This window comes from Rhodococcus sp. NPDC127593, assembly GCF_042671975.1.
Classification (GTDB): Bacteria; Actinomycetota; Actinomycetes; order Mycobacteriales; family Mycobacteriaceae; genus Rhodococcus_F.
On record NZ_JBHXWI010000014.1, the window covers coordinates 158603 to 177138 of the forward strand.

The 18536-nt window shown below is 63.5% G+C and carries 12 protein-coding genes and 1 pseudogene; 7 read left to right on the top strand and 6 right to left on the bottom strand.

Annotated elements, in window-relative coordinates; genetic code table 11:
• Window positions 1-182: 182 nt before the first annotated feature.
• The 6 genes and pseudogenes from ACFVJ3_RS15790 (at window position 183) to ACFVJ3_RS15815 (ending at window position 9959) form a co-directional block, all read left to right on the top strand.
• Complete coding sequence (locus ACFVJ3_RS15790; RefSeq protein ID WP_378452903.1) at window positions 183-3656, top strand: protein kinase; 3474 nt, start codon at window positions 183-185, stop codon at window positions 3654-3656.
• Window positions 3657-4311: 655 nt separating this feature from the next.
• Window positions 4312-5622: an MFS transporter gene (locus ACFVJ3_RS15795; protein WP_378452904.1), complete on the top strand. Its 1311-nt coding sequence runs from the start codon at window positions 4312-4314 to the stop codon at window positions 5620-5622.
• Between the two features lie 674 nt (window positions 5623-6296).
• A pseudogene (locus ACFVJ3_RS15800) lies at window positions 6297-6703 on the top strand (PAS domain-containing protein); the annotation flags it as partial.
• 292 nt (window positions 6704-6995) lie between these two features.
• Window positions 6996-7991: an NADP-dependent oxidoreductase gene (locus ACFVJ3_RS15805; protein ID WP_378452905.1), complete on the top strand. Its 996-nt coding sequence runs from the start codon at window positions 6996-6998 to the stop codon at window positions 7989-7991.
• Between the two features lie 103 nt (window positions 7992-8094).
• Window positions 8095-8961, top strand: a complete 867-nt coding sequence (locus tag ACFVJ3_RS15810; protein ID WP_378452906.1) for an alpha/beta fold hydrolase — start codon at window positions 8095-8097, stop codon at window positions 8959-8961.
• 395 nt (window positions 8962-9356) lie between these two features.
• Window positions 9357-9959 (top strand): TetR/AcrR family transcriptional regulator, encoded by a 603-nt coding sequence (locus tag ACFVJ3_RS15815; protein ID WP_378452907.1) that lies wholly within the window; start codon window positions 9357-9359, stop codon window positions 9957-9959.
• Between the two features lie 707 nt (window positions 9960-10666).
• On the opposite strand, the gene ACFVJ3_RS15820 is transcribed toward ACFVJ3_RS15815, so the two are convergent.
• The 4 genes from ACFVJ3_RS15820 to ACFVJ3_RS15835 form a co-directional block, all read right to left on the bottom strand.
• Entirely contained in the window at window positions 10667-12202 is a 1536-nt protein-coding gene (locus ACFVJ3_RS15820; protein WP_378452908.1) for a long-chain fatty acid--CoA ligase, read from the bottom strand.
• A gap of 72 nt (window positions 12203-12274) precedes the next feature.
• On the bottom strand, window positions 12275-13108 hold the full coding sequence (locus ACFVJ3_RS15825) for an alpha/beta fold hydrolase (protein ID WP_378452909.1): 834 nt from the start codon (window positions 13106-13108) through the stop codon (window positions 12275-12277).
• Window positions 13105-14007, bottom strand: coding sequence for an SDR family NAD(P)-dependent oxidoreductase (locus ACFVJ3_RS15830; protein ID WP_378452910.1), 903 nt, complete (start codon window positions 14005-14007; stop codon window positions 13105-13107). The genes ACFVJ3_RS15825 and ACFVJ3_RS15830 overlap by 4 nt, the downstream gene beginning before the upstream one ends.
• Window positions 14007-15263 (bottom strand): NADH:flavin oxidoreductase/NADH oxidase family protein, encoded by a 1257-nt coding sequence (locus tag ACFVJ3_RS15835; RefSeq protein WP_378452911.1) that lies wholly within the window; start codon window positions 15261-15263, stop codon window positions 14007-14009. Before ACFVJ3_RS15835 ends, ACFVJ3_RS15830 begins: the two co-directional genes overlap by 1 nt.
• Window positions 15264-15347: 84 nt before the next feature.
• On the opposite strand from ACFVJ3_RS15835, the gene ACFVJ3_RS15840 reads away from it, so the two are divergent.
• Window positions 15348-15932, top strand: a complete 585-nt coding sequence (locus ACFVJ3_RS15840) for a TetR/AcrR family transcriptional regulator (protein ID WP_378452912.1) — start codon at window positions 15348-15350, stop codon at window positions 15930-15932.
• A gap of 283 nt (window positions 15933-16215) precedes the next feature.
• On the opposite strand, the gene ACFVJ3_RS15845 is transcribed toward ACFVJ3_RS15840, so the two are convergent.
• Both ACFVJ3_RS15845 and ACFVJ3_RS15850 read right to left on the bottom strand, forming a co-directional pair.
• Window positions 16216-17373, bottom strand: coding sequence for an IS30 family transposase (locus ACFVJ3_RS15845; protein ID WP_378452913.1), 1158 nt, complete (start codon window positions 17371-17373; stop codon window positions 16216-16218).
• A gap of 101 nt (window positions 17374-17474) precedes the next feature.
• Window positions 17475-18497 carry an amidohydrolase family protein gene (locus ACFVJ3_RS15850; protein ID WP_378452914.1) on the bottom strand — a complete coding sequence of 341 codons (1023 nt, stop codon included), beginning with the start codon at window positions 18495-18497 and terminating at the stop codon, window positions 17475-17477.
• Between the last annotated feature and the right edge of the window lie 39 nt (window positions 18498-18536).

The following is an 18536-nucleotide window of genomic DNA, read 5'->3' on the forward strand; positions in this document are numbered from 1 at the left end:
GTCACCGCGGCGACCCCGCCCAAATCGCCCCATCTCGACGTCGACATGCGCTTTCCGGAGACCAGTTGACTACCGGTATCTAGAATGAGATAGGCGCATTGCGAGGAGGCCCTCATGGGCACGTGTTGGTCGGCCGGGGCGCGGCGCATCGACGAACCGGGCAAAGTGCGCTGAGGCTTGCCATGCCGGACGATGCCACCGAGAGCACGCAACGACAGGTCGACGTAAACGTCGTCGCGGAGTTGGCGGCTGACGGTTTCGAAGATGGGTGTATCGCCGGCCGCGGCGGGTTCGGCATCGTGTACCGGTGCCGGCAACCCACGCTCGACCGGGTGGTCGCCGTCAAAGTGTTGAGCCCGGATCCGGACCACATGGATCGGGCGCGTTTTTTGCGTGAGCAGCAGGCGATGGGGCGGTTGTCCGGGCACCCGAACATCGTCCATGTGCTGCAAGCGGGAATCACCTACACCGGTCGTCCCTACATCGTGATGCCGTTTCATCGCCGTGATTCCCTCGACTCCTGGATCACCAAGCACGGTGCCTTGACGGCCGCCGAGGCACTGGCCGTCGGTGTCAAACTCGCCGGTGCTCTGGAGACCGCGCACCGCGCGGGAGTGCTGCATCGCGACATCAAACCGGGAAACATCCTGTTGACCGAGTACGGCGAGCCGCAGTTGACCGACTTCGGCATCGCCCGCATCACCGGCGGCGAGGAGACCACCCGGGGTCTGGTGGCCGGGTCCCCCGCCTACACCGCCCCGGAACTGCTCAGCGGCGCCGACGCATCGGTTGCCACGGATGTCTATGGGCTCGGCGCGACACTGTTCACGGCACTGGCCGGCCGCCCGGCGTTTGCCCGGCGCCGGGGGGAGCAGGTCTTCGCCCAGTTGCTGCGCATCGGCACGGATCCGTTGCCCGATCTGCGAGAGGCGGGAGTCCCCGAGGCGGTGCGCACGGTGATCGAGTCGGCCATGGCCCGGGACCCAGCAGAGCGCCCCACCACTGCTGCAGGCCTGGGCGGCGCGCTGCGACGGGCGGGCGAACACATCGGTCTCGCGTTGGCGGATATCCCGCTTCCGATCGTCGGTGACGACGACCGCCCCTTCCGGCCCGCGGATGAGGTCGAGGTCGACGAGTCGGAATATCTTCGGTACCGACGCAGCCACGGGACGCGTCGAGATCACCCCCCGCCACCGAGTGCGTCCACCAAGTACCGCCCACCGGTCACACCGGGTGCGGCGGTGGCGCGCACGCAGCTGCTCGAGCGGCTGCGCCGGAGTGGACGTCCGCGTCTGGTGCTCATTCATGCACCCGCGGGGTTCGGGAAGAGCACACTGGCCGCTCAACGCCTCGCGGCCCTGCGCGAGGAAGAGGTGGCGACCGCGTGGCTGACAATCGACAACGACGACAACACGCTCATCTGGTTCCTCACCCACCTGATCGAGTCCATTGCGGTGGCGCAACCAGCCTTCGGCCGAGACCTGGTTCGTGAACTCGAAGTCCACGGCGCCGGCCGCGAAAGGTATGTGCTCACCTCGTTGATCGACCAGCTTCATTCCTCCGACCACCACGTCGCCCTGGTCATCGACGACTGGCACCGCGTGAGCAGCGAGGACACGCGGACGGCACTGGCATTCCTCCTCGAGCACGGCTGCCACCATCTGCATCTGATCGTCACCAGCCGCACCCGGCTCGGCCTCCCGCTGAGCAGGATGAGCGTGCACAATGAGTTGATTGAAATCGATTCTGCAGCATTGCGTTTCGATATTCGCGAGTCGACCCAGCTGCTGGTCGACCGCACCGGTCTCGACCTGGACGCACCTGACATCGTCGAGCTGGAACAGTCGACCGACGGATGGGCGGCGGCATTGCAACTGGTCTCGCTGGCACTGCGCGATCACCCGCACCCCCGCGAGCTGATCGAGCATTTGTCCGGAGGGAACCGGGCCATCGGCGAGTATCTGGCCGAGAATGTCCTCGGCAGTCTCGATCGAGGCACCCTCGATTTCCTCCTCGCCACGTCGATCACCGAGAAGATCTGCGGCAGCTTGGCACGCGCACTCACCGACAACCGGGAAGGCCAAGCGGCGCTCGAGGACATCGAGTCACGTGATCTGTTCCTGCGACGGCTCGACGAGGAGGGGGAGTGGTTCCGCTACCACCATCTGTTCGCCGAGTTCCTCCAGCACCGCCTCGAGCGTGACGGACCCGACCGAATTGTCGAGCTTCATCGGAAAGCAGGTCAGTGGTTCGCGGACCGGCACCTTTTCAGCCAGGCGGTCGATCACCACCTACTCGCCGGTGCCGAGGACGACGCTGTCACGCTCGTCGAGGACGCCGCGATGGATTTGCTCGAGCAGTCGCAGATGGGGACGCTTCTCGGCCTCGCCGCGAAACTGCCGGTGAAGGGAACTTTCGACCGGCCCCGCCTCCAGGTTGCCCTCGCGTGGGCGCACGCACTACTGCATCACCTTCACGACGCCGAGGAGTTCCTATCTGTTGCGGAGGCAGCATTAGGCAGAGGAGATGACGACCGAGCCACCGCGGATTTGCGTGTCGAGGCGGCATTCATCCACGCCACGATCACCGCGTTCAACGACGAGATCGACGGGCTCGACGAGGCCGTCGAGCGATGTATGGTCCGAGCGGACACACTACGACCATGGGTCATGTGCGGAGCCGCCGATGTCGCGTCCTTCCGTGCGATCTACCGGTTCGATTTCGACGAAGCTCTGCGATGGCAGAAATGGGCTCTTCCCTTCCACCAACGTTCCACCGGGCCGTTCACCGGCATCTACGGATATTGCATGGCCGGGATCGCGGCACGGGAACAACTCGATCTCCCGGCGGCCGAGGCCAGCTTCCGGCACGCCATGGAACTGGCAACAGAAGCCGAAAAGGGTCTCGGCTACGGCACCCGACTCACCGCGGCTCTGCTCGGCGACCTGCTCTACGACCAGGGACACCTCACCGAGGCGGATCAACTCCTCGACCGTAGCCACACCTTGGGCGCCGAGGGTGGCACCGTCGACTTCATGGTCGCCACCTACGGAACGGGGTCCCGGCTGAAACTTCTGCTCGGGCAGACGGATGCGGCGAAGGCGCGTCTCGATGAGGGTGCCCGGCTGGCGCACCAACTGGGCTTGCCCCGGTTGGCAGCGCGAATCACCAACGAACGAGTTCGAGCCGGAATCGGACACGCGGCTTTCGGGGCCCCAGTTCTGGACGTCGAGAGCCGACAACTGCCCAACCGGAACAACGGAATCGCCGTCACCATCTTCGAAATGGAAGAGGACTCGAAAATCCGGGCAGCACTGACCGCACACGATCAGGACCTCGAACCCGTATACGAAAAGGCACACGCCCTCGTCGAGTCAATCGACCGGCAGGCCCGCCCGCGGGCATTCCTCAATGCCGTCTTGCTGCAGGTGGAAGTGCTCGCCACCATGGGACAGGAGGATTCCGCGCTGACGGAACTGTTGCCCCTCGCCGAGCAGTGCGCTCGACTCGGGCTAGTACGACCGATCCTCGACGCCGGACCTGCGGTGACCCAGCTAGCGAGAAATCTGCGAACGCATCTACGGGAGCGCGCCGACACTACCGTCTCCGTCGGATTGGACGACTATCTCGCCGACCTGGAGAAGCAGCCGACTTGATCGACGAGTGTCGTGGCCGGCGTCCGCGACTACGTCCGGCTGTTGCGTAAGGCCGGAGTGCCCCGATCCGAAGGTCGGTGCCGAAGGTTCGACGGATCACGTCCTGGATGCTGCGCCGCCCGACCTGACCGAGGAGGAGCAGATCGGTCTCAAACAAGTCCTCGCCAGCTGCCGACATCTCAAGGCCGCCGCCGCCCACGTCGCCGCATTTACGGAGATGCTCCCCGAACCCCGCGGCGAGAATCTCAACTTCTGGATGGCCGTGGGTCAGGTTTCGTACTGCGCGCTGCTATTACGGGATCGCCGTCATTTTCCCTGCTCTTATCGTCGACCACGAGGACTGGGCTCCGGCACGTAGGGACTCCAGTGCCGCACCGTTACTCCGGGATCGCGGAGTACGTCATAAACCCTCCTCGTCGATGTTTCGGTTCACATGGTTGGTGGAATTGGTCGCTCAGTCTGCAACCTGAATCCGGCGACCGCGTGACTTGAGGCACACCCCCGAGATACCGAAGGTTCCGGACTGGCAGCACGCCACGCGACCGAAGTCACCCAGGCGCGTGACCTAGGTTGCATGAGGCTTCAAACACGTTGACGCCGAGGTGTGACGTTCTGCACATTCATGGTCTTCAGATCTCAAACCCGGAGGTAATCCATGTCTGACCAAGCTCTCGGCACCGTGACAGCGCCTCCCAGCCACGAAGCATTACGGCGGCGGGCCCTACTGGGCATCGGAGCCGGTAATCTGCTCGAGTGGTACGACTTTGCCGTCTACGCTGCCCTTGCAACTCTTCTCGGCAAGTTGTTTTTCGCCTCGACCGATGCGCTGACCGGCCTACTTGCGACCTTCTCGATTTTCGCTGTGGGCTATCTCGCTCGCCCGCTCGGTGCCCTGATATTCGGCCAACTCGCCGACCGTAAGGGCCGAAAAGCAACCTTGTTTGTTGTCATCACAATCATGGGCACGGCAACGGTGCTGATCGGAGTCATTCCGACATACGCATCGATCGGTGTACTGGCACCGATCCTGCTCACCGCCGCACGAATCGCTCAAGGAATTTCGGTGGGCGGCGAATTCAGCACTTCCACTTCCTACTTGGTGGAAATTGCTCCCGAAGGGCGCCGCGGACTGTATGGATCGGTGTCCTACTTAACCGCCAACTTGGGCTTCGCGCTCGGGCTCGGGCTCGTATACCTGCTGAATTCCGCACTCGATTCCGCAGCAATGGACAGCTGGGGATGGCGCGTCCCGTTTCTACTGAGCTTTCCGCTGCTACTCGTCGGCATGTACCTGCGGACCAACATCACCGAAACGCCGGCTTTTGCTGCACTGCTCGCCGAAGGGCGGACTGCCGAGTCGCCGCTCAAGTCCACTCTGCGGAACCAGTGGCGTCCGATGGCACGCCTTCTCGGAATGGGCTTCGTGTTCGCCACCAGCACCTACACCGTGCTGGCTTTCGCGCTGTCGTACCTGCTGGTTGTCCGGGAGGAGCCCGCGTCAGTTGCCTATCCGTCGGTTCTGCTCGTCACCGTGATCGGCGCCTTGTTGGTTCCGGTTTTCGGTGCACTGTCCGACCACTACGGTCGTCGACCGATCCTGCTTGCCGGTGTTGCAGGAGTCCTTGTGCTGTCCTTCCCCGGATTTCTCTTGATGTCCAGCGGAGGGTTCGCCGCCATTACTGTGGGTCAGCTGCTTCTCTGGTTGCCTGCTGCCCTGTTCTGTGGTGTCTTCCCTGCCACATTCTGCGAGTTGTTCCCCACCAGGACTCGGACGACATCGGTCGGGCTGCCGATGTCGGTAGCCACCGCAATCTTCAGCGGCACCACACCGGTGGTGGCGACGCTGCTGATCGAGTGGACGGGTAGCAATATCGCTCCTGCTGGCTACCTCGTCGCTAGTGCGCTCATCAGTACTGCCTTCGTCTGGACCCTGACCGAATCGGCCAAGCGGGAGCTTGCCGACTGACGGGCACTGCCGAGTAGCAAGCCCTGTTCCAGCTCCAGTCGGGACTACCCGACGTGCCACGGTGCAGCAGGACAAGGTCGGCCCGCAGGATGTTCATGTGTTCCGTGCAGCGCACGCTGCAGCGGCGCTGCACTCCTGCGGGCACATAGCTCCCGGTGCCAGATGGAGATGTCCCGGTCGAATCATCCTCATACCGAGCGCGCTGTTTTGCTTCGCATACAGGCAATCGGGAAGACTAGAGATCTGTTGGTGTTGGCCTTGTGCGTCTCGGCTGCGCCGCGATCGACCAGGCGCTCGGCGAGCATCTGCTCGAGACTCTTCGTCCTCGTGGTCACTTCCCTATCCTATTCGTCGAGATGGGCCGCCGGCGTGCAACCAGTCGGCTCGTGTGGAACTGGCCTCTTCGCGTGCTACAACCGTTGTCGGCCGGATACTCTCCACCATTTCTGATTCGGCGGTGCCTGTGTGGCCCAACAGGTTCGGGCGCGGTGTGCCATGCTGTCACGCTGCCGGCTTCGCGGTGATGGTCTGTCGACGGGGGACGCGGCGATGTGATCTGTGCGAACGCGGTTGTCGCCGACCGGCTCAAGGTCGGGAGGTGCCACGGTGCCGAATCTGCGCGGCCACCCGACCATTGCCGCACACCGCGAACCGCCGAATCGCAGCCGCAACGGGTGGGCAGCTTCCGGTTCCTGCTGGATGGGCAGCGGTGGGAGTGGTCCGACGCCGTCGCTCGGATGCACGGCTACCAGCCCGGCGAGCCGAGCTGCTGCTGTCCCACAAGCATCCCGACGACCACCCACGCGTCGCCCGCGTTCTGAACCGGATGATCAACGACGCCGAACCGTTCAGCAGCAAACATCGCATCATCGACACCACCGGCACGATGCACGAGGTCGTGGTCGTCGGCGACCGTCTGCACGACGACACCGGTCAGGTGATCGGCACCAGCGGGTTCTACATCGACATCACCGACTCCTACCGCAGCGACGTCAAAGAGTCCGCCGACGAGGCGGTCTCCGGCCCGGCCGGCTCGTTTCCGGCGTCGGATCGGCTTCGAGGTCAGACCTTGACAATGTTTATGAGCACACTCATAATTGAGTCTGCTCGGCTATGGTGTGGAGTGAAGCTCAGGAGATGGACATGGCCAGTGCTCATCGTTCACGGTGACCGTGATCGGATGGTGCCGGTCGCGAATGCCATCGAGGTGGCGCGCCGTCTGGCGGGCGCACACATGGTTGTGCCCAGATTCCGGTCATTGGGTCGACTTTCACACTCACCGCGAGTTCGGCGCCGCGCAAGGGACTTCCATTGTCGTTGGCAGCGCACCCTGCGTCAGCCCTGGTCCATCACCGAAGAAGGAGTATCACGCTATGAGAGCGTTCGTCGTCGACAAGTACAAGGGTCCACTGCAGGAGCGGGACGTACCCGAGCCTGCAGTCGGGGAGGGTGATGTGCTCGTCCAAGTGCAGGCCGCCGGACTCAATCAACTCGACGAAAAGATCCGGGCGGGCGAATTCAAGCAGATCCTGCCGTACACGCTGCCGCTGATCCTCGGCAACGACGTGGCCGGCACCGTCATCGGGGTCGGCTCGCGGGTACGGGGATTCAAGCCCGGTGACGAGGTATTTGCCCGGCCGGACAAGGACCGCATCGGCACGTTCGCCGAACGTATTGCCGTCGCCGAGACCGATCTGGCGTTGAAACCGGCATCGATCAGCATGGAGGAGGCGGGTTCGCTTCCATTGGTGGCGTTGACCGCGTGGCAGGCGCTCGTCGAGCGCGGCAACGTACAGCCCGGGCAGAAGATCCTCATCCACGCCGGTGCCGGCGGAGTCGGGACGATCGCGATCCAGCTCGCCAAGCACCTGGGTGCGATTGTCGCGACCACGGCCAGCGCCACCAACGCCGACTTTGTCCGCGAGCTCGGTGCCGACACCGTCATCGACTACCGCAACCAAGACTTCGAACAGATCCTGCAGGGGTACGACCTGGTTCTGGACAGCCTGGGCGGGAAGAACCTCGAGAAGTCGCTGCGTGTGTTGAAGCCGGGTGGCACGGCGATCGGAATCGCCGGACCCCCGGACCCGGCCTTTGCCCGTGAGGCCGGCCTGAACCCGATACTGCGCCTGGCGATCACCGCCCTCAGCAACCACATTCGCCGCCAAGCGCGAAAGCTGGGCGTGAACTACGAGTTCCTCTTCATGCGCGCCGACGGCGATCAGCTACGCCGCATCGCGCACCTGGTCGACACAGGGGCGCTACGTCCAGTCGTCGGACGTGTCTCCCCATTCGATCAGACCATCCAGGCTCTTGGGCGACTCGAGCAAGGCGGCATCCGCGGGAAATCCGTGATCAGCAACACCTGACCGTACGCACCGACCGGAACAACCATCCCCGTCTTTACACCAATCTCACAGCACGAATAGCACCTCACAACACGAACGACAATCGACAGCGCAAGGGAACATCATGAACACGAACAACCCCACACCAGAAAACATCACCACCACGTACAAAGACGCTCCGGCACGCACCGTCACTGCCGGCGGTGTCACCTACGCGTATCGTGAGCTGGGACCGAAGGGCGGGATCCCCGTCGTCTTCTTCGTCCACCTCGCCGCGACCCTGGACAACTGGGATCCCCGCATCATCGATCCCGTTGCCAAGAATCACCACGTCATCGCTTTCGACAACCGTGGCGTCGGTGCCTCCACCGGCACCGTTCCCGACAGCATCGAGGCAATGGCCGACGATGCCGTGAAGTTCATCAACGCCCTCGGCTTCGACAAGGTCGACATCTTCTCGTTCTCCCTCGGCGGCATGATCGCCCAGGACCTCGTCGTCAAACACCCTGAACTGGTGCGCAAGCTGATTCTTACCGGCACCGGCCCTGCCGGTGGGAAGAACATCGACAAGGTCGCAGGCACCACCTATTACGACACGCTGCGGGCGACCCTGACTCGGTCGGACCCGAAGGAGTTCCTGTTCTTCAACCGCAACGCCACCGGCAAACGCGCCGCGAAAGCGTTCGTGAAGCGCCTCGAAGAGCGCACTGCCGACCGCGACGCACCCATCAAAGTGAAAGCATTTCAGACACAGCTGAAAGCGATCAAGAAGTGGGGCCGGGCAACGCCGGTCGATCTGTCCACGATCACACAGCCCACCCTGATCGCCAACGGCGATAACGACCGAATGGTGCCCTCGGTACTCTCCGACGACCTCCACCACCGAATCAAGGGCTCCGAGCTCATCATTTACCCCGACTCGGGTCACGGCGGCATCTTCCAGAACCACGACAAGTTCGTCCCCGCAGTGCTCGAGTTCCTCGCCCACTGACCGGGCGCGTGCATCGTGTTCGCGCGCACGAGAAACTACGAAGCAGCACGGTTGGCCATACATCGCGGAACGAGCGGAGCAGTTGGTCGTCGCCGATGTGGTGAATGTGTAGGTAGGCTAGGTTCAGCGTGGCGAGCTCACCGACCAGGTGCCATGACTGGGCTCGCACGTTCCACGCGGCCGAGTGTGAACGGCTGCCAGAGTGGGGAACTGGTCACGTGAGGGTTGATCCTTTACGTCGATCGGTCAAGGAAGGTCGCCGCAGACTGGAGTCGAGCAGTGCTACGCCATCCACGTCGGCGAGGAATGGTGCGCGAGGGCGATGCATCTCCAGACTCGGGTGACTATACTCAGAACCGAGCGTAGTCAGAATCTATTCCGAAGGATTCCCCGTCATGTCAGTCACACCCCAGGCAGTCGGTCGTCGCGAGCGGAACAAGCAGCAAAAGCTCGACCGCATCACCGCGGCCGCTCGCGAGCTCTTCACCGAGCACGGTGTCGACGAGGTCACCACTCAGCAGATCGCGGACAAAGCCGACATCGGTACCGGGACGCTGTTCCTCTATGCGAAGACCAAGAGTGAGCTTCTTCTGCTCGTGCAGAACTCCAGCTATGCCGACGCGCTCACCAGAGGCAGGGCGGCCGCTGAGAGCACGACCGACGTGCTCGAGGCGGTGATCGCGATCGTCCGTCCGGTCGTGGAATGTAACCGAACCCAGATCGATAATGGGCGAACCTATTTGCGGGAAATCGTGTTCGGTGACCCTGAGGAACCTCATCACCGTGACGCGCTTGTCCTGACCGTGCAGACCGAGGAAGCAATCGCTGCCGTATTGCAGCGCGACGAGAGTGTCAGCGCACGCGATGCAGCCACGTTGGCACACATCGTATCCGCGATCATGCTCCTCAGCATGGCGGCCACGACCAACATCGCCAGCACCGTCGACGACATAGTGCAGGACATCGAACACCAGGTTCGTGTCCTCCTCCAGCACTGAAACCTCGTACAGAATTGAACTTCCGTAACCGCCTTGCACGTTCCGGGGTCACGATCGCCGACCGCAACAGCAGTGCAGGATCTGCTGGTCCGCAACTCCACTCCGGATAGGCAGGGGTTCGGGCTCAGTTCGAGCGCATGTCCGAACCCTCATTCACAAGCGGGATTGTCGTGTCGATTATCGTACGAACATAAGATAATGTGGATCGACAGTTCAGAAGGCCACCTCATGACCAAGGACGCGCCCACCAGCACCGTCTGCCGGCGGAGTCACCTTCGTCTACCGCGAGCACGGATCGCGCGGCGGCGTACCTCTCGTCTTCCTGCACCACCTGGGAGCCGACTGGAAAATCACGTCCGTACCGAATTGAGGACGGCGAAATCTGGGCGCGTTTCGATCGGCTACGGGAGATCTCCCGACAGCGTTCCGTACCGGATGTGCTGCAGCGGAACGGAAAACAGCACGCACGGGGCTCCACCGCGACGGAATCTGTTCAGAGAAGCGGTGGCGGCTTGCCAGGTGTGTGAACGTCTGTACGACTGCGTCAACGCCGTGCAGGATCTCCGTCGCGGCACAGGCTTGCCGGCCACGCGAACTGCGGCGATGGTGTTGGCACCACGGACGTCACCACCGCTGGCGGAGGTGCAAACGAACGTGGCCGGGGCGCCCGATCAGGATGGGCGCCCCGGCCACGTTCTGCGATCCTGTCACCGCAGTTCGCGCTTGAGGATCTTTCCTGTCGCGGTCATGGGAAGTGAGTTCGCGATCTCGATGATGCGTGGGTACTTGTAGGCGGCCATCTGATCCTTGGCCCAGGCGAGCAGGTCGTCGCTGGTCGTATCGACACCGGTGTCGAGGATGACGAATGCCTTGATTTCCTCGCCATGACTCTCGTGCGGGACGCCGATCACGGTGGCGAGGCTGATGTCAGGGTGGCCCATGAGGACTTCCTCGATCTCACGGGGATACACGTTGAAGCCTCCGCGCAGGATCATGTCCTTGGAGCGGTCGACGACGTAGTAGAAGCCGTCCTCGTCCTTGCGAGCCAGGTCACCGGTACGGAACCAACCGTCACGCAACACTTCAGCAGTCGCGTCGGTGCGCTTGTAGTAGCCCTTCATGACGTTGTGTCCCCGGATCGCGATCTCACCGATCTCGGACACCTCGTTCCAGTCCTGGTCGATCAGCTTGCACTCGACGCCCCAGATGGGAACACCAATCGACCCGGGTCGGGGAGCCTGGCCGGGGTCGCTGAAGGTGACGACCGGCGAAGTCTCCGACAAGCCGTAGCCCTCGAGAATCTGCACTCCGAGCTTCTGTTGTGCTCGGGTGATGATGTCGACCGGCAAACTCGAACCGCCGGATACACCGATGCGGAGGTTCTGCGCGATCCGCTCGACGTCCACGTCGTCGGTCAACGCTTCCAGTAGCCCCCACCACATGGTCGGGACGCCAGCGAAGAACGTGATGGCCTCGCGCTGCATGAGGTCAATGACCTGTCCTGCATCGAAGCGGGGCACCAGGTGCAACGTTGCGGCCATCGAGAAGCCGGCGTGCATCTGCACGGTCGCGCCGAAGGTGTGGAACAAGGGCAGCGCCAGGACATGCGTGTCCGTCGCAGGCTCGCTGGAGAAGAGGCGGTTGCATGTGAGGGAGTTGAAGGAGATGTTCGCGTGCGAGAGTTCGGCGCCCTTCGGCTGTCCGGTGGTTCCGCTGGTGTAGAGGATGGCGGCCGTGTCGGTCGACTCGGTGGCGACGGACTCGAACGACGCAGACATGGTGGCCAATGCCTGTCCGAGAGTCTCCATTCCATCGATGGGGCTGGGTGCGGCTGGGTCCGCCGTGATGAGGAGGAAGTGCTTGGCGTTGGAGGCCTGGAATCCGTTGTGGCCTTCGGTGCCCATCGGTAGTTCCGGGGTGCCTTCGAAGCAGAAGTACGCCACGGCGTCGGAATCGGCGAGGTGGTAGGCGATCTCGCGGGACTTCAGGAGAACGTTGAGGGGGACGACGACGGCGCCTGCTTTGAGAGCCCCGTAGTACACGATGGGGAACCAGGGGATGTTGGGGCTGCTGAGGGCAATCTTGTCGCCGGGTTCGATGCCTCTTTCGACCAGCAGGTTCGCCACCTGGTTGGCGGCCGCGTTGACCTGCGCGTACGTCAGGCGGGTATCACCCAGCACCAGTGCCTCACGTCCTGGGTACTTGCGGGCGGAGTCCTCCAGGAGGACGGAAATGTTGAACATCGAGCTCGGCTCCTTGGTTCGTTGTGGACAGCGTGGATCTTCGGCGAGCTGAGCTGGGGGGTGGGAGTCGTGTCAGTCGGCGAGGAACTTCAGGACTTCGGGGACGAAGGTCTCGTGGTGCTGGAAGACGCCGCCGTGGCCCGAGTTGGGGTAGATCGTGATCGTGGAGTTGGGCAGGCGTTTGGCCAGGTCCTCGGAGTGTTCGCTGGCGACCATGAGGTCGTTGTCGCCGTTGGCGACGAAGGTCGGTGCCGTGATCTTCGAGAGGTCGTCTGGTGCGTGGAGTCCGCCGGTGGTGATGGCGCGGAGTTGCGCGAGGCGGGCCTGGTTCGAGATCGGCTTGTCGCGGTCGGTGGTGCGCTCGGCGAGGCGGTCGAAGTAGGCGTTGGCGGCCTTCTTGCCCTCGGGGGTGCGGGGGAAGAAGAGGAAGTGGCGCGCGTCCTTGCGGGCCAGTGCCGCCTTGGCGTAGGCGCCGCCGACGATGAACGGCATCTTCCAGATTCCGCCGCCGCCGCGTGGTCCGGATCCGGCTATGACCATGCGACGTACGAGGTGGGGTGCCTGGAGGGCGATCATCTGTGCCACGGCGCCGCCCACGGAGAAGCCGAAGAGGTCGACCTTCTCGTGGCCGAGTGCCCGGATGAAGGCGATGGCGTCGGCGCCCATCTGTTCGAGGTCGGTGGGCACCGTGGAGCCGGTGCCGCCGATCCCCTTGTTGTCGAAGGCGATGACGCGGTGCTGGGCGGCGATGCCGTCGATGACGCGGGGGTCCCAGTCGTCGAGGGTCGCGGTGAAGTGGTGCAGGAAGATCACCGGGACATCGGTGTCGGCGCCGAGTTCGCGGTAGACGAAGCGCACGCCGTCCACGTCGATGTTGCTGTTCGGGACGTCTTTCCAGGTGGTCATGAAATCTTCTTTCGCGCAGTGGTGGGTGTGGAGGTCTGGGGTTGTGGGCCGCGTTGATCCAAGTGGGCGAGGATGTCGAGCACGGTGCGGTCGGAGGTCAGCTTCTTGTCGAGAATTGGTCCGATCACGCCGCGTGCAGCTGAGATAATGGCCCACCGTGAGGGGTGGACGACGCGGGGTGCGCGGCGTTCGAGCCCGTCGGCGATGGCGATGGCTGCCGACTTCGGTGTGACTCGTTTCATCATCTGCCGCGGGAGTGCTCCGAGGAGGTCGAGGACCACTTGGTCCTCGTCGACGCCGTGCTTGATCATGTCGGTGTCGACTAGGGAGAAGTAGGCGGTCAGGACGGAAGCACCGGCGTCGGTGAGTTCGATGCGAAGACCGCGGCCGAGCTGCTCGACTGCTGCCTTGCTCATGGCGTAGGGGATGGTGCCCATGCCGTTGACGAAGGCGAACACCGACGAGATCAGGACTATTTGGCCTTGGTGGGCCAGCACCTGTTCCAGGGCGGCGTCGACGGTGTTGACTACGCCCGAGACGTTGACTGCCAAGGCATTGTCTACGTCGGATTCTGGTGTCGTTCGCAGTGTTGCTGCCTTCGGCAGGAGACCGGCGTTGGCGATCACCACGTCGAGGCGGCCGAAGCGGTCAACCGTCGCAGCGACCGCGGCCGCGAGCGCGTCGCGTCGGCGTACGTCGGCAACCATCCCGAGTGCGTCGGTGGCGTGCAGTCGCGAAGCGCGTCCAGGGGTCTCCGGTGCGAGATCGGCAATGGTGACCCGCGCACCCCTGCGGAGCAACTCATCGGCCGTCGCGCTTCCGATCCCGCCGTTACCGCCGGTGATCAAGACGACCTTGCCGCTGAGGTCGTAGGTTTTGGGGCGCGGCAGGAACCTCATCACAGGCTCCGACGCTTGCCGAAAGCAACGCGTCCGTTGCGGCGCACCATCGCGGCGGTGGTCCTGATCGGGCCGCGCTTCAGGTCTGGCTCCTCGCCGCGGCTCAGCCGATGCAGCTGGTCGGTGTTCCAGCTGATGTTGAGAAGTCCGTCGAGCTGCTTGAGGTCGGCAACACGACCCAGGAGCGGGCGAAGCCCGTAGCTGATTTCGTGTGTCGTCAACTCAGCGTCTTCGTCGGCGAAGATGTCGGCAGCAGCCTCGGGATTGGTGGCCGAAGGGCGTGCGATGCCCACGAGGTCGCACTCGCCGCTCGTCACGGCCGTTTCCATGCCCGCGTGGGTGCGGAAGCCTCCGGTGACAGCGATCGGCACGCCTCCTGCCATGTCCTTGACGGAGGCCGCGTACTCGAGGAAGTACGCCTCGCGAGCGCGGGTGCTCGCCGCTGCGGAGCCCGACATGGCCGGGGACTCGTAGCTGCCGCCGCTGATCTCGATGAGGTCGACGCCTTCGTTGACGAGGGCGGCAACGACGTCGCGTGACTCGGCCTCGGTGAAGCCGCCCTTCTGGAAGTCAGCCGAGTTGAGTTTGACGCTCACGGCGAACCCCGGGCTGACTGCCTTGCGGGTGCGTCGGACGATCTCGAGCAGGAATCGCCTGCGTCGTTCGGGGTCACCGCCCCATGCGTCGGTGCGCAGGTTCGCCAGGGGAGAGAGGAACTGGGTGACGAGGTAGCCGTGAGCAGCATGGATCTGAACGCCGTCGAACCCGGCGGCCTCACATATGGTCGCAGCGCGGGCGAATCGATCAACGATGTCCTCGATCTCGGCGGCGCTCAGTTCGCGCGGTGTCGCTGCGCCGGGCATCGCCAACGCGACAGCGCTGGGAGCGACGGGAGTGTGGCCGAAGTTGAGTGGGTTGGCCTGACGCCCAGGGTGATTCAACTGAACGAAGATGGGTGTACCACCGTCGTGTGCCGCCTTGGCCCACGAAGCCAGGGCATCGTGGTCGCGGTCGTCCTCGATGACGACGTTGCCGGGCTCCCCGAGCTGCGTGCGATCCACCGCGACATTGCCGGTGATGAGCAGTCCGTAGCCTCCCTTTCCCCAGCGGCGGTAAAGGCGTGCCAACTGCTCGTTCGGAGCGTTGTCGCTGCCCGCGAGCGCCTCACTCATCGCGGCTTTGGCGATGCGGTTCGGCAGGCGCAGACCGCAGGGAAGGTCGAGCGGGTCGCTCAGAGTCGCTGTGGGATTGGTCATGGTCACTCCAGACGTTAATTGGAGTACGATCATAATATGATGATCGTCATACAATCAAGAGGTGGATGAGGAAGGGATGCTCTGATGGCCAGATACGCCAGTGATCACAAGGAAGCGACGCGACGGCGCATCATCGAGACGGCTGGTCGTCGCCTCAAGCGAGATGGGATCGATGGTGCCGGCATCACTGCGTTGATGGCCGATGCGGGACTGACGAACGGGGCCTTCTACGCGCATTTCGCCTCGAAGGACGATCTCATCGCTGCCGTCGTCGCTGACCAGCTCGAAGCACAGGCCGCCACCATCACCCAGCTCCCCGAGGGACGCGAAGCCCTCACCGACTACGTCCGCTGGTACCTGTCGCTGGATCACCGCGAGGACGTCGCCAACGGGTGCCCGTCCGCCGCGCTGCTCGACGAGATCGCGCGGCAGGGGGGAGAAGTAGGTGTGACCTATCAGCGCGGCGTTGCCGCGATCGTTGATGAGGTCGCGCATCGACTGGCAAGGGATTGGTCCCTTGATCCCACTCTGGCCAGGACGCGAGCAGTCGGGCTGATGACTGTCCTCATCTCGAGCATGCAGCTGGCGCGAGCGATGACAGGCGAGCAGGCGGTGGAGCAGATTCTCACGGCAGGGCTCGAGAACGCCCGAGCGCTCCTGGCCTCCTGATGCGGTAGTTCGAGTCAGGTGGCTGCGTCGGCCGGAGTGCGGTCTTGTTGGACGGCGACCACAGCGGGGTCTTGCGCACCACGGGCTCGAGGGCGCGGGCGCGATCAGCGCTTCTGGCGACCCGCGCGATCGCGGAGGCACCGCGACGGCCCAACGGTGGGACCGCCGCATCCTCTTCCTGCAGCCAGCGGACATCGCAGACGACCGCCCGGGGTGTGTCCCGGTGAACACGACCGCGCGGATGTGCAAGTCGCGGTCGACGCGGTTCGGCGGATTCTGGCGGTCATCGCAACAGCAGTCGGTCCATCTCTTCGATGGGTGTGCGAAAGTCTAGCCGTTTCCGGGGACGCTCATTGAGTTGCCGTGACACCCACTCCAGGTCCGCTTTCGAGTGCACACTCAGGTCTGAGCCTTTGGGGAAGTACTGACGGAGAATGCCGTTCGTGTTCTCGTTGGTCCCGCGCTGCCAGGGTGAGTGGGGATCACAGAAGTAGATGTCGATGCCGGCGGCCGCGCTGACGCTCTTCCAGTCCCGCATCTCCGAACCCTGGTCCCACGTCAGGGTCCGGCGCAGGATCGCGGGCAGCGTCTCGAGCTGTTCGGTCAACGCGGGCGCGGTCTGCTCGGGTCTGTAGCCGTCGGGCAGATGAACGAGCATGACGGTGCCGGTCGACCGCTCGACGAGTGTGCCGATCGCGCTCAGATTCCGTTTGCCGATAATGAGATCCCCCTCCCAATGTCCCGGTACTGCAAGGTCTTTCACGTCTGTGGGGCGGTCGGCAATGTTGGCCATGTCGGGGATCCGATTCTTGCGCTGGCCGGTCTTCCGGCTGGGTTGGCGCAGCCCACGTCCGGTCCGCAGCGATCGGGTGAGGGTGTGTTCGAGTCCGCCGCGCGAGGGTTGGTAGAGCGATTGGTAGATGGTCTCGGTGCTCACCCGCATCTGTTGATCGTCGGGGAACTCGAGTCGGAGTCGGCCCGCGATCTGTTCGGGTGAATGGCGCTCGGTCAGGGATTTCTCCACTGTCTCGCGCAGCTGCGGGTGGGTGGCGAGCTTGGACGGTTTGGGCCGGGACGCCCGGTGGTAGGCGGCTGCGTGCGCCGATCTGGCTCGGTACCGCCCGGAGGTTTCACGGTTGCGGGCGATCTCGCGCGAGATCGTCGAGGGACTCCGGTTCAGGGCTTTCGCGATGTCACGAAGGGTGTGACCTGCGGCGATGCCGATGGCGATCTCTTCACGTTCGGCGAACGTCAAACATCTGCCCTTGAGGTTGCGGCCACGCCGGGGACGCACCCCACCGCAGGCCGCGAGCCACCGAGCGCCCTGTTTGCGATACGACCCGGCCGCCTCCGCCGCGTCCGTGATGAACTCACCCGCGGCCATCCCTGCCCAGAACGTTTGAAAGATCTCCGGAACCATCCGATGAGAATATTTCACCATGTGCAACACCCTTTGATCAGTGGTGTTGCGATCACCGCACGAACCCAAGATTCCTCTACCGGTTCGACGTAAAGCATTGCAGACCACTCGATCCGAGGTTTTCATGAAGGGGAGAGCACATTTTCCAGTTGGTAGATCCGAGCTGCGGTGCCGGCGAAGATGGCCTCTCGCTCTGGTTGTGAGCAATGAGCCGTCAATCGCTGGTAGGCGTTGCATACGTGCCCGAACGGTCCCGATCCGTCGGTGGGTAGGTTGCTCTCGAACATCGTGCGGTCCGTGCCGAACAACTCGATCGTCGTCTCGACGTACGGACCCCACTCGCCAGCCAGGGTTTCCGAACTTGCAGGCGGGTCGGCCAGGAAAGTCGGTGACCCGGACATGAAGGAACCGAAACCTCCCATCTTGACGGTCACGTTTTCACACGCTGAAATCGATCGCATATCTGCTTCCCATTGCGGACGTTCCTGCTCCATGAGGCCTGCATGACGTCCGATACCGAGTGGAAACCCCATGTGGTCGAGAACGATGGGCGTCTCGGGAAACGACCTTGCCAGATCCAAGACGTCGGGTAGTTGGGGAGCAAGGACAAACGCGTCGAACGTCAACCCCAACGGTGCCAGATGCGCAAACCCACGCTTGAAGTCTTCATCGCGATAGAGGCCCGGTCCGTGGTCGAAGACACCGGCGAGGATCGATGGGTCCTCGTCCCAAAGCGCCTCCTGTCGAACACCTTTGAACCGGGCTGGTGCTGCCTCTTTGTGAGCCGCCAACGTCTCACGTGCTGTCGGCAGTCGTAGGTCTATCGTTCCGACAATCCCCTCTGCGACGCGGATTCCGCGATAATCTCCGCTCGCCCCCATGGCTGCCTGGCCGTTGTGGAACTCGGTCTGTCCGACGGTTCGAAACTCTTCGGGACCATCCGCGCGGTACATCGTCCGTGACTCGACGACGACGGATGCCACCACGTTGTGTCCGTCGGAGACGTAGTCGACGTAGTCCTCGATGAGGAATCGTTTGCGCCGCATCACCATCTCTATCGCGGGATTTGCCCGGTCGAACAGGTGGTGGTGGGCATCGATGATCGCGATGTCCGGATCGATGGGCGGTTCGATCTCGAATGACATGAAAGTTACCCTTCTAGAGTTGGTCGGCGACGTTGCCGA

What these genes read in the sequence shown, in the direction of transcription:
- ACFVJ3_RS15790 (WP_378452903.1), top strand. Translation starts at nt 183, where the DNA reads ATGCCGGACGATGCCACCGAGAGCACGCAACGACAGGTCGACGTAAAC.
- ACFVJ3_RS15795 (WP_378452904.1), top strand. Translation starts at nt 4,312, where the DNA reads ATGTCTGACCAAGCTCTCGGCACCGTGACAGCGCCTCCCAGCCACGAA.
- ACFVJ3_RS15805 (WP_378452905.1), top strand. Translation starts at nt 6,996, where the DNA reads ATGAGAGCGTTCGTCGTCGACAAGTACAAGGGTCCACTGCAGGAGCGG.
- ACFVJ3_RS15810 (WP_378452906.1), top strand. Translation starts at nt 8,095, where the DNA reads ATGAACACGAACAACCCCACACCAGAAAACATCACCACCACGTACAAA.
- ACFVJ3_RS15815 (WP_378452907.1), top strand. Translation starts at nt 9,357, where the DNA reads ATGTCAGTCACACCCCAGGCAGTCGGTCGTCGCGAGCGGAACAAGCAG.
- ACFVJ3_RS15820 (WP_378452908.1), bottom strand. Translation starts at nt 12,202, where the DNA reads ATGTTCAACATTTCCGTCCTCCTGGAGGACTCCGCCCGCAAGTACCCA.
- ACFVJ3_RS15825 (WP_378452909.1), bottom strand. Translation starts at nt 13,108, where the DNA reads ATGACCACCTGGAAAGACGTCCCGAACAGCAACATCGACGTGGACGGC.
- ACFVJ3_RS15830 (WP_378452910.1), bottom strand. Translation starts at nt 14,007, where the DNA reads ATGAGGTTCCTGCCGCGCCCCAAAACCTACGACCTCAGCGGCAAGGTC.
- ACFVJ3_RS15835 (WP_378452911.1), bottom strand. Translation starts at nt 15,263, where the DNA reads ATGACCAATCCCACAGCGACTCTGAGCGACCCGCTCGACCTTCCCTGC.
- ACFVJ3_RS15840 (WP_378452912.1), top strand. Translation starts at nt 15,348, where the DNA reads ATGGCCAGATACGCCAGTGATCACAAGGAAGCGACGCGACGGCGCATC.
- ACFVJ3_RS15845 (WP_378452913.1), bottom strand. Translation starts at nt 17,373, where the DNA reads ATGGTGAAATATTCTCATCGGATGGTTCCGGAGATCTTTCAAACGTTC.
- ACFVJ3_RS15850 (WP_378452914.1), bottom strand. Translation starts at nt 18,497, where the DNA reads ATGTCATTCGAGATCGAACCGCCCATCGATCCGGACATCGCGATCATC.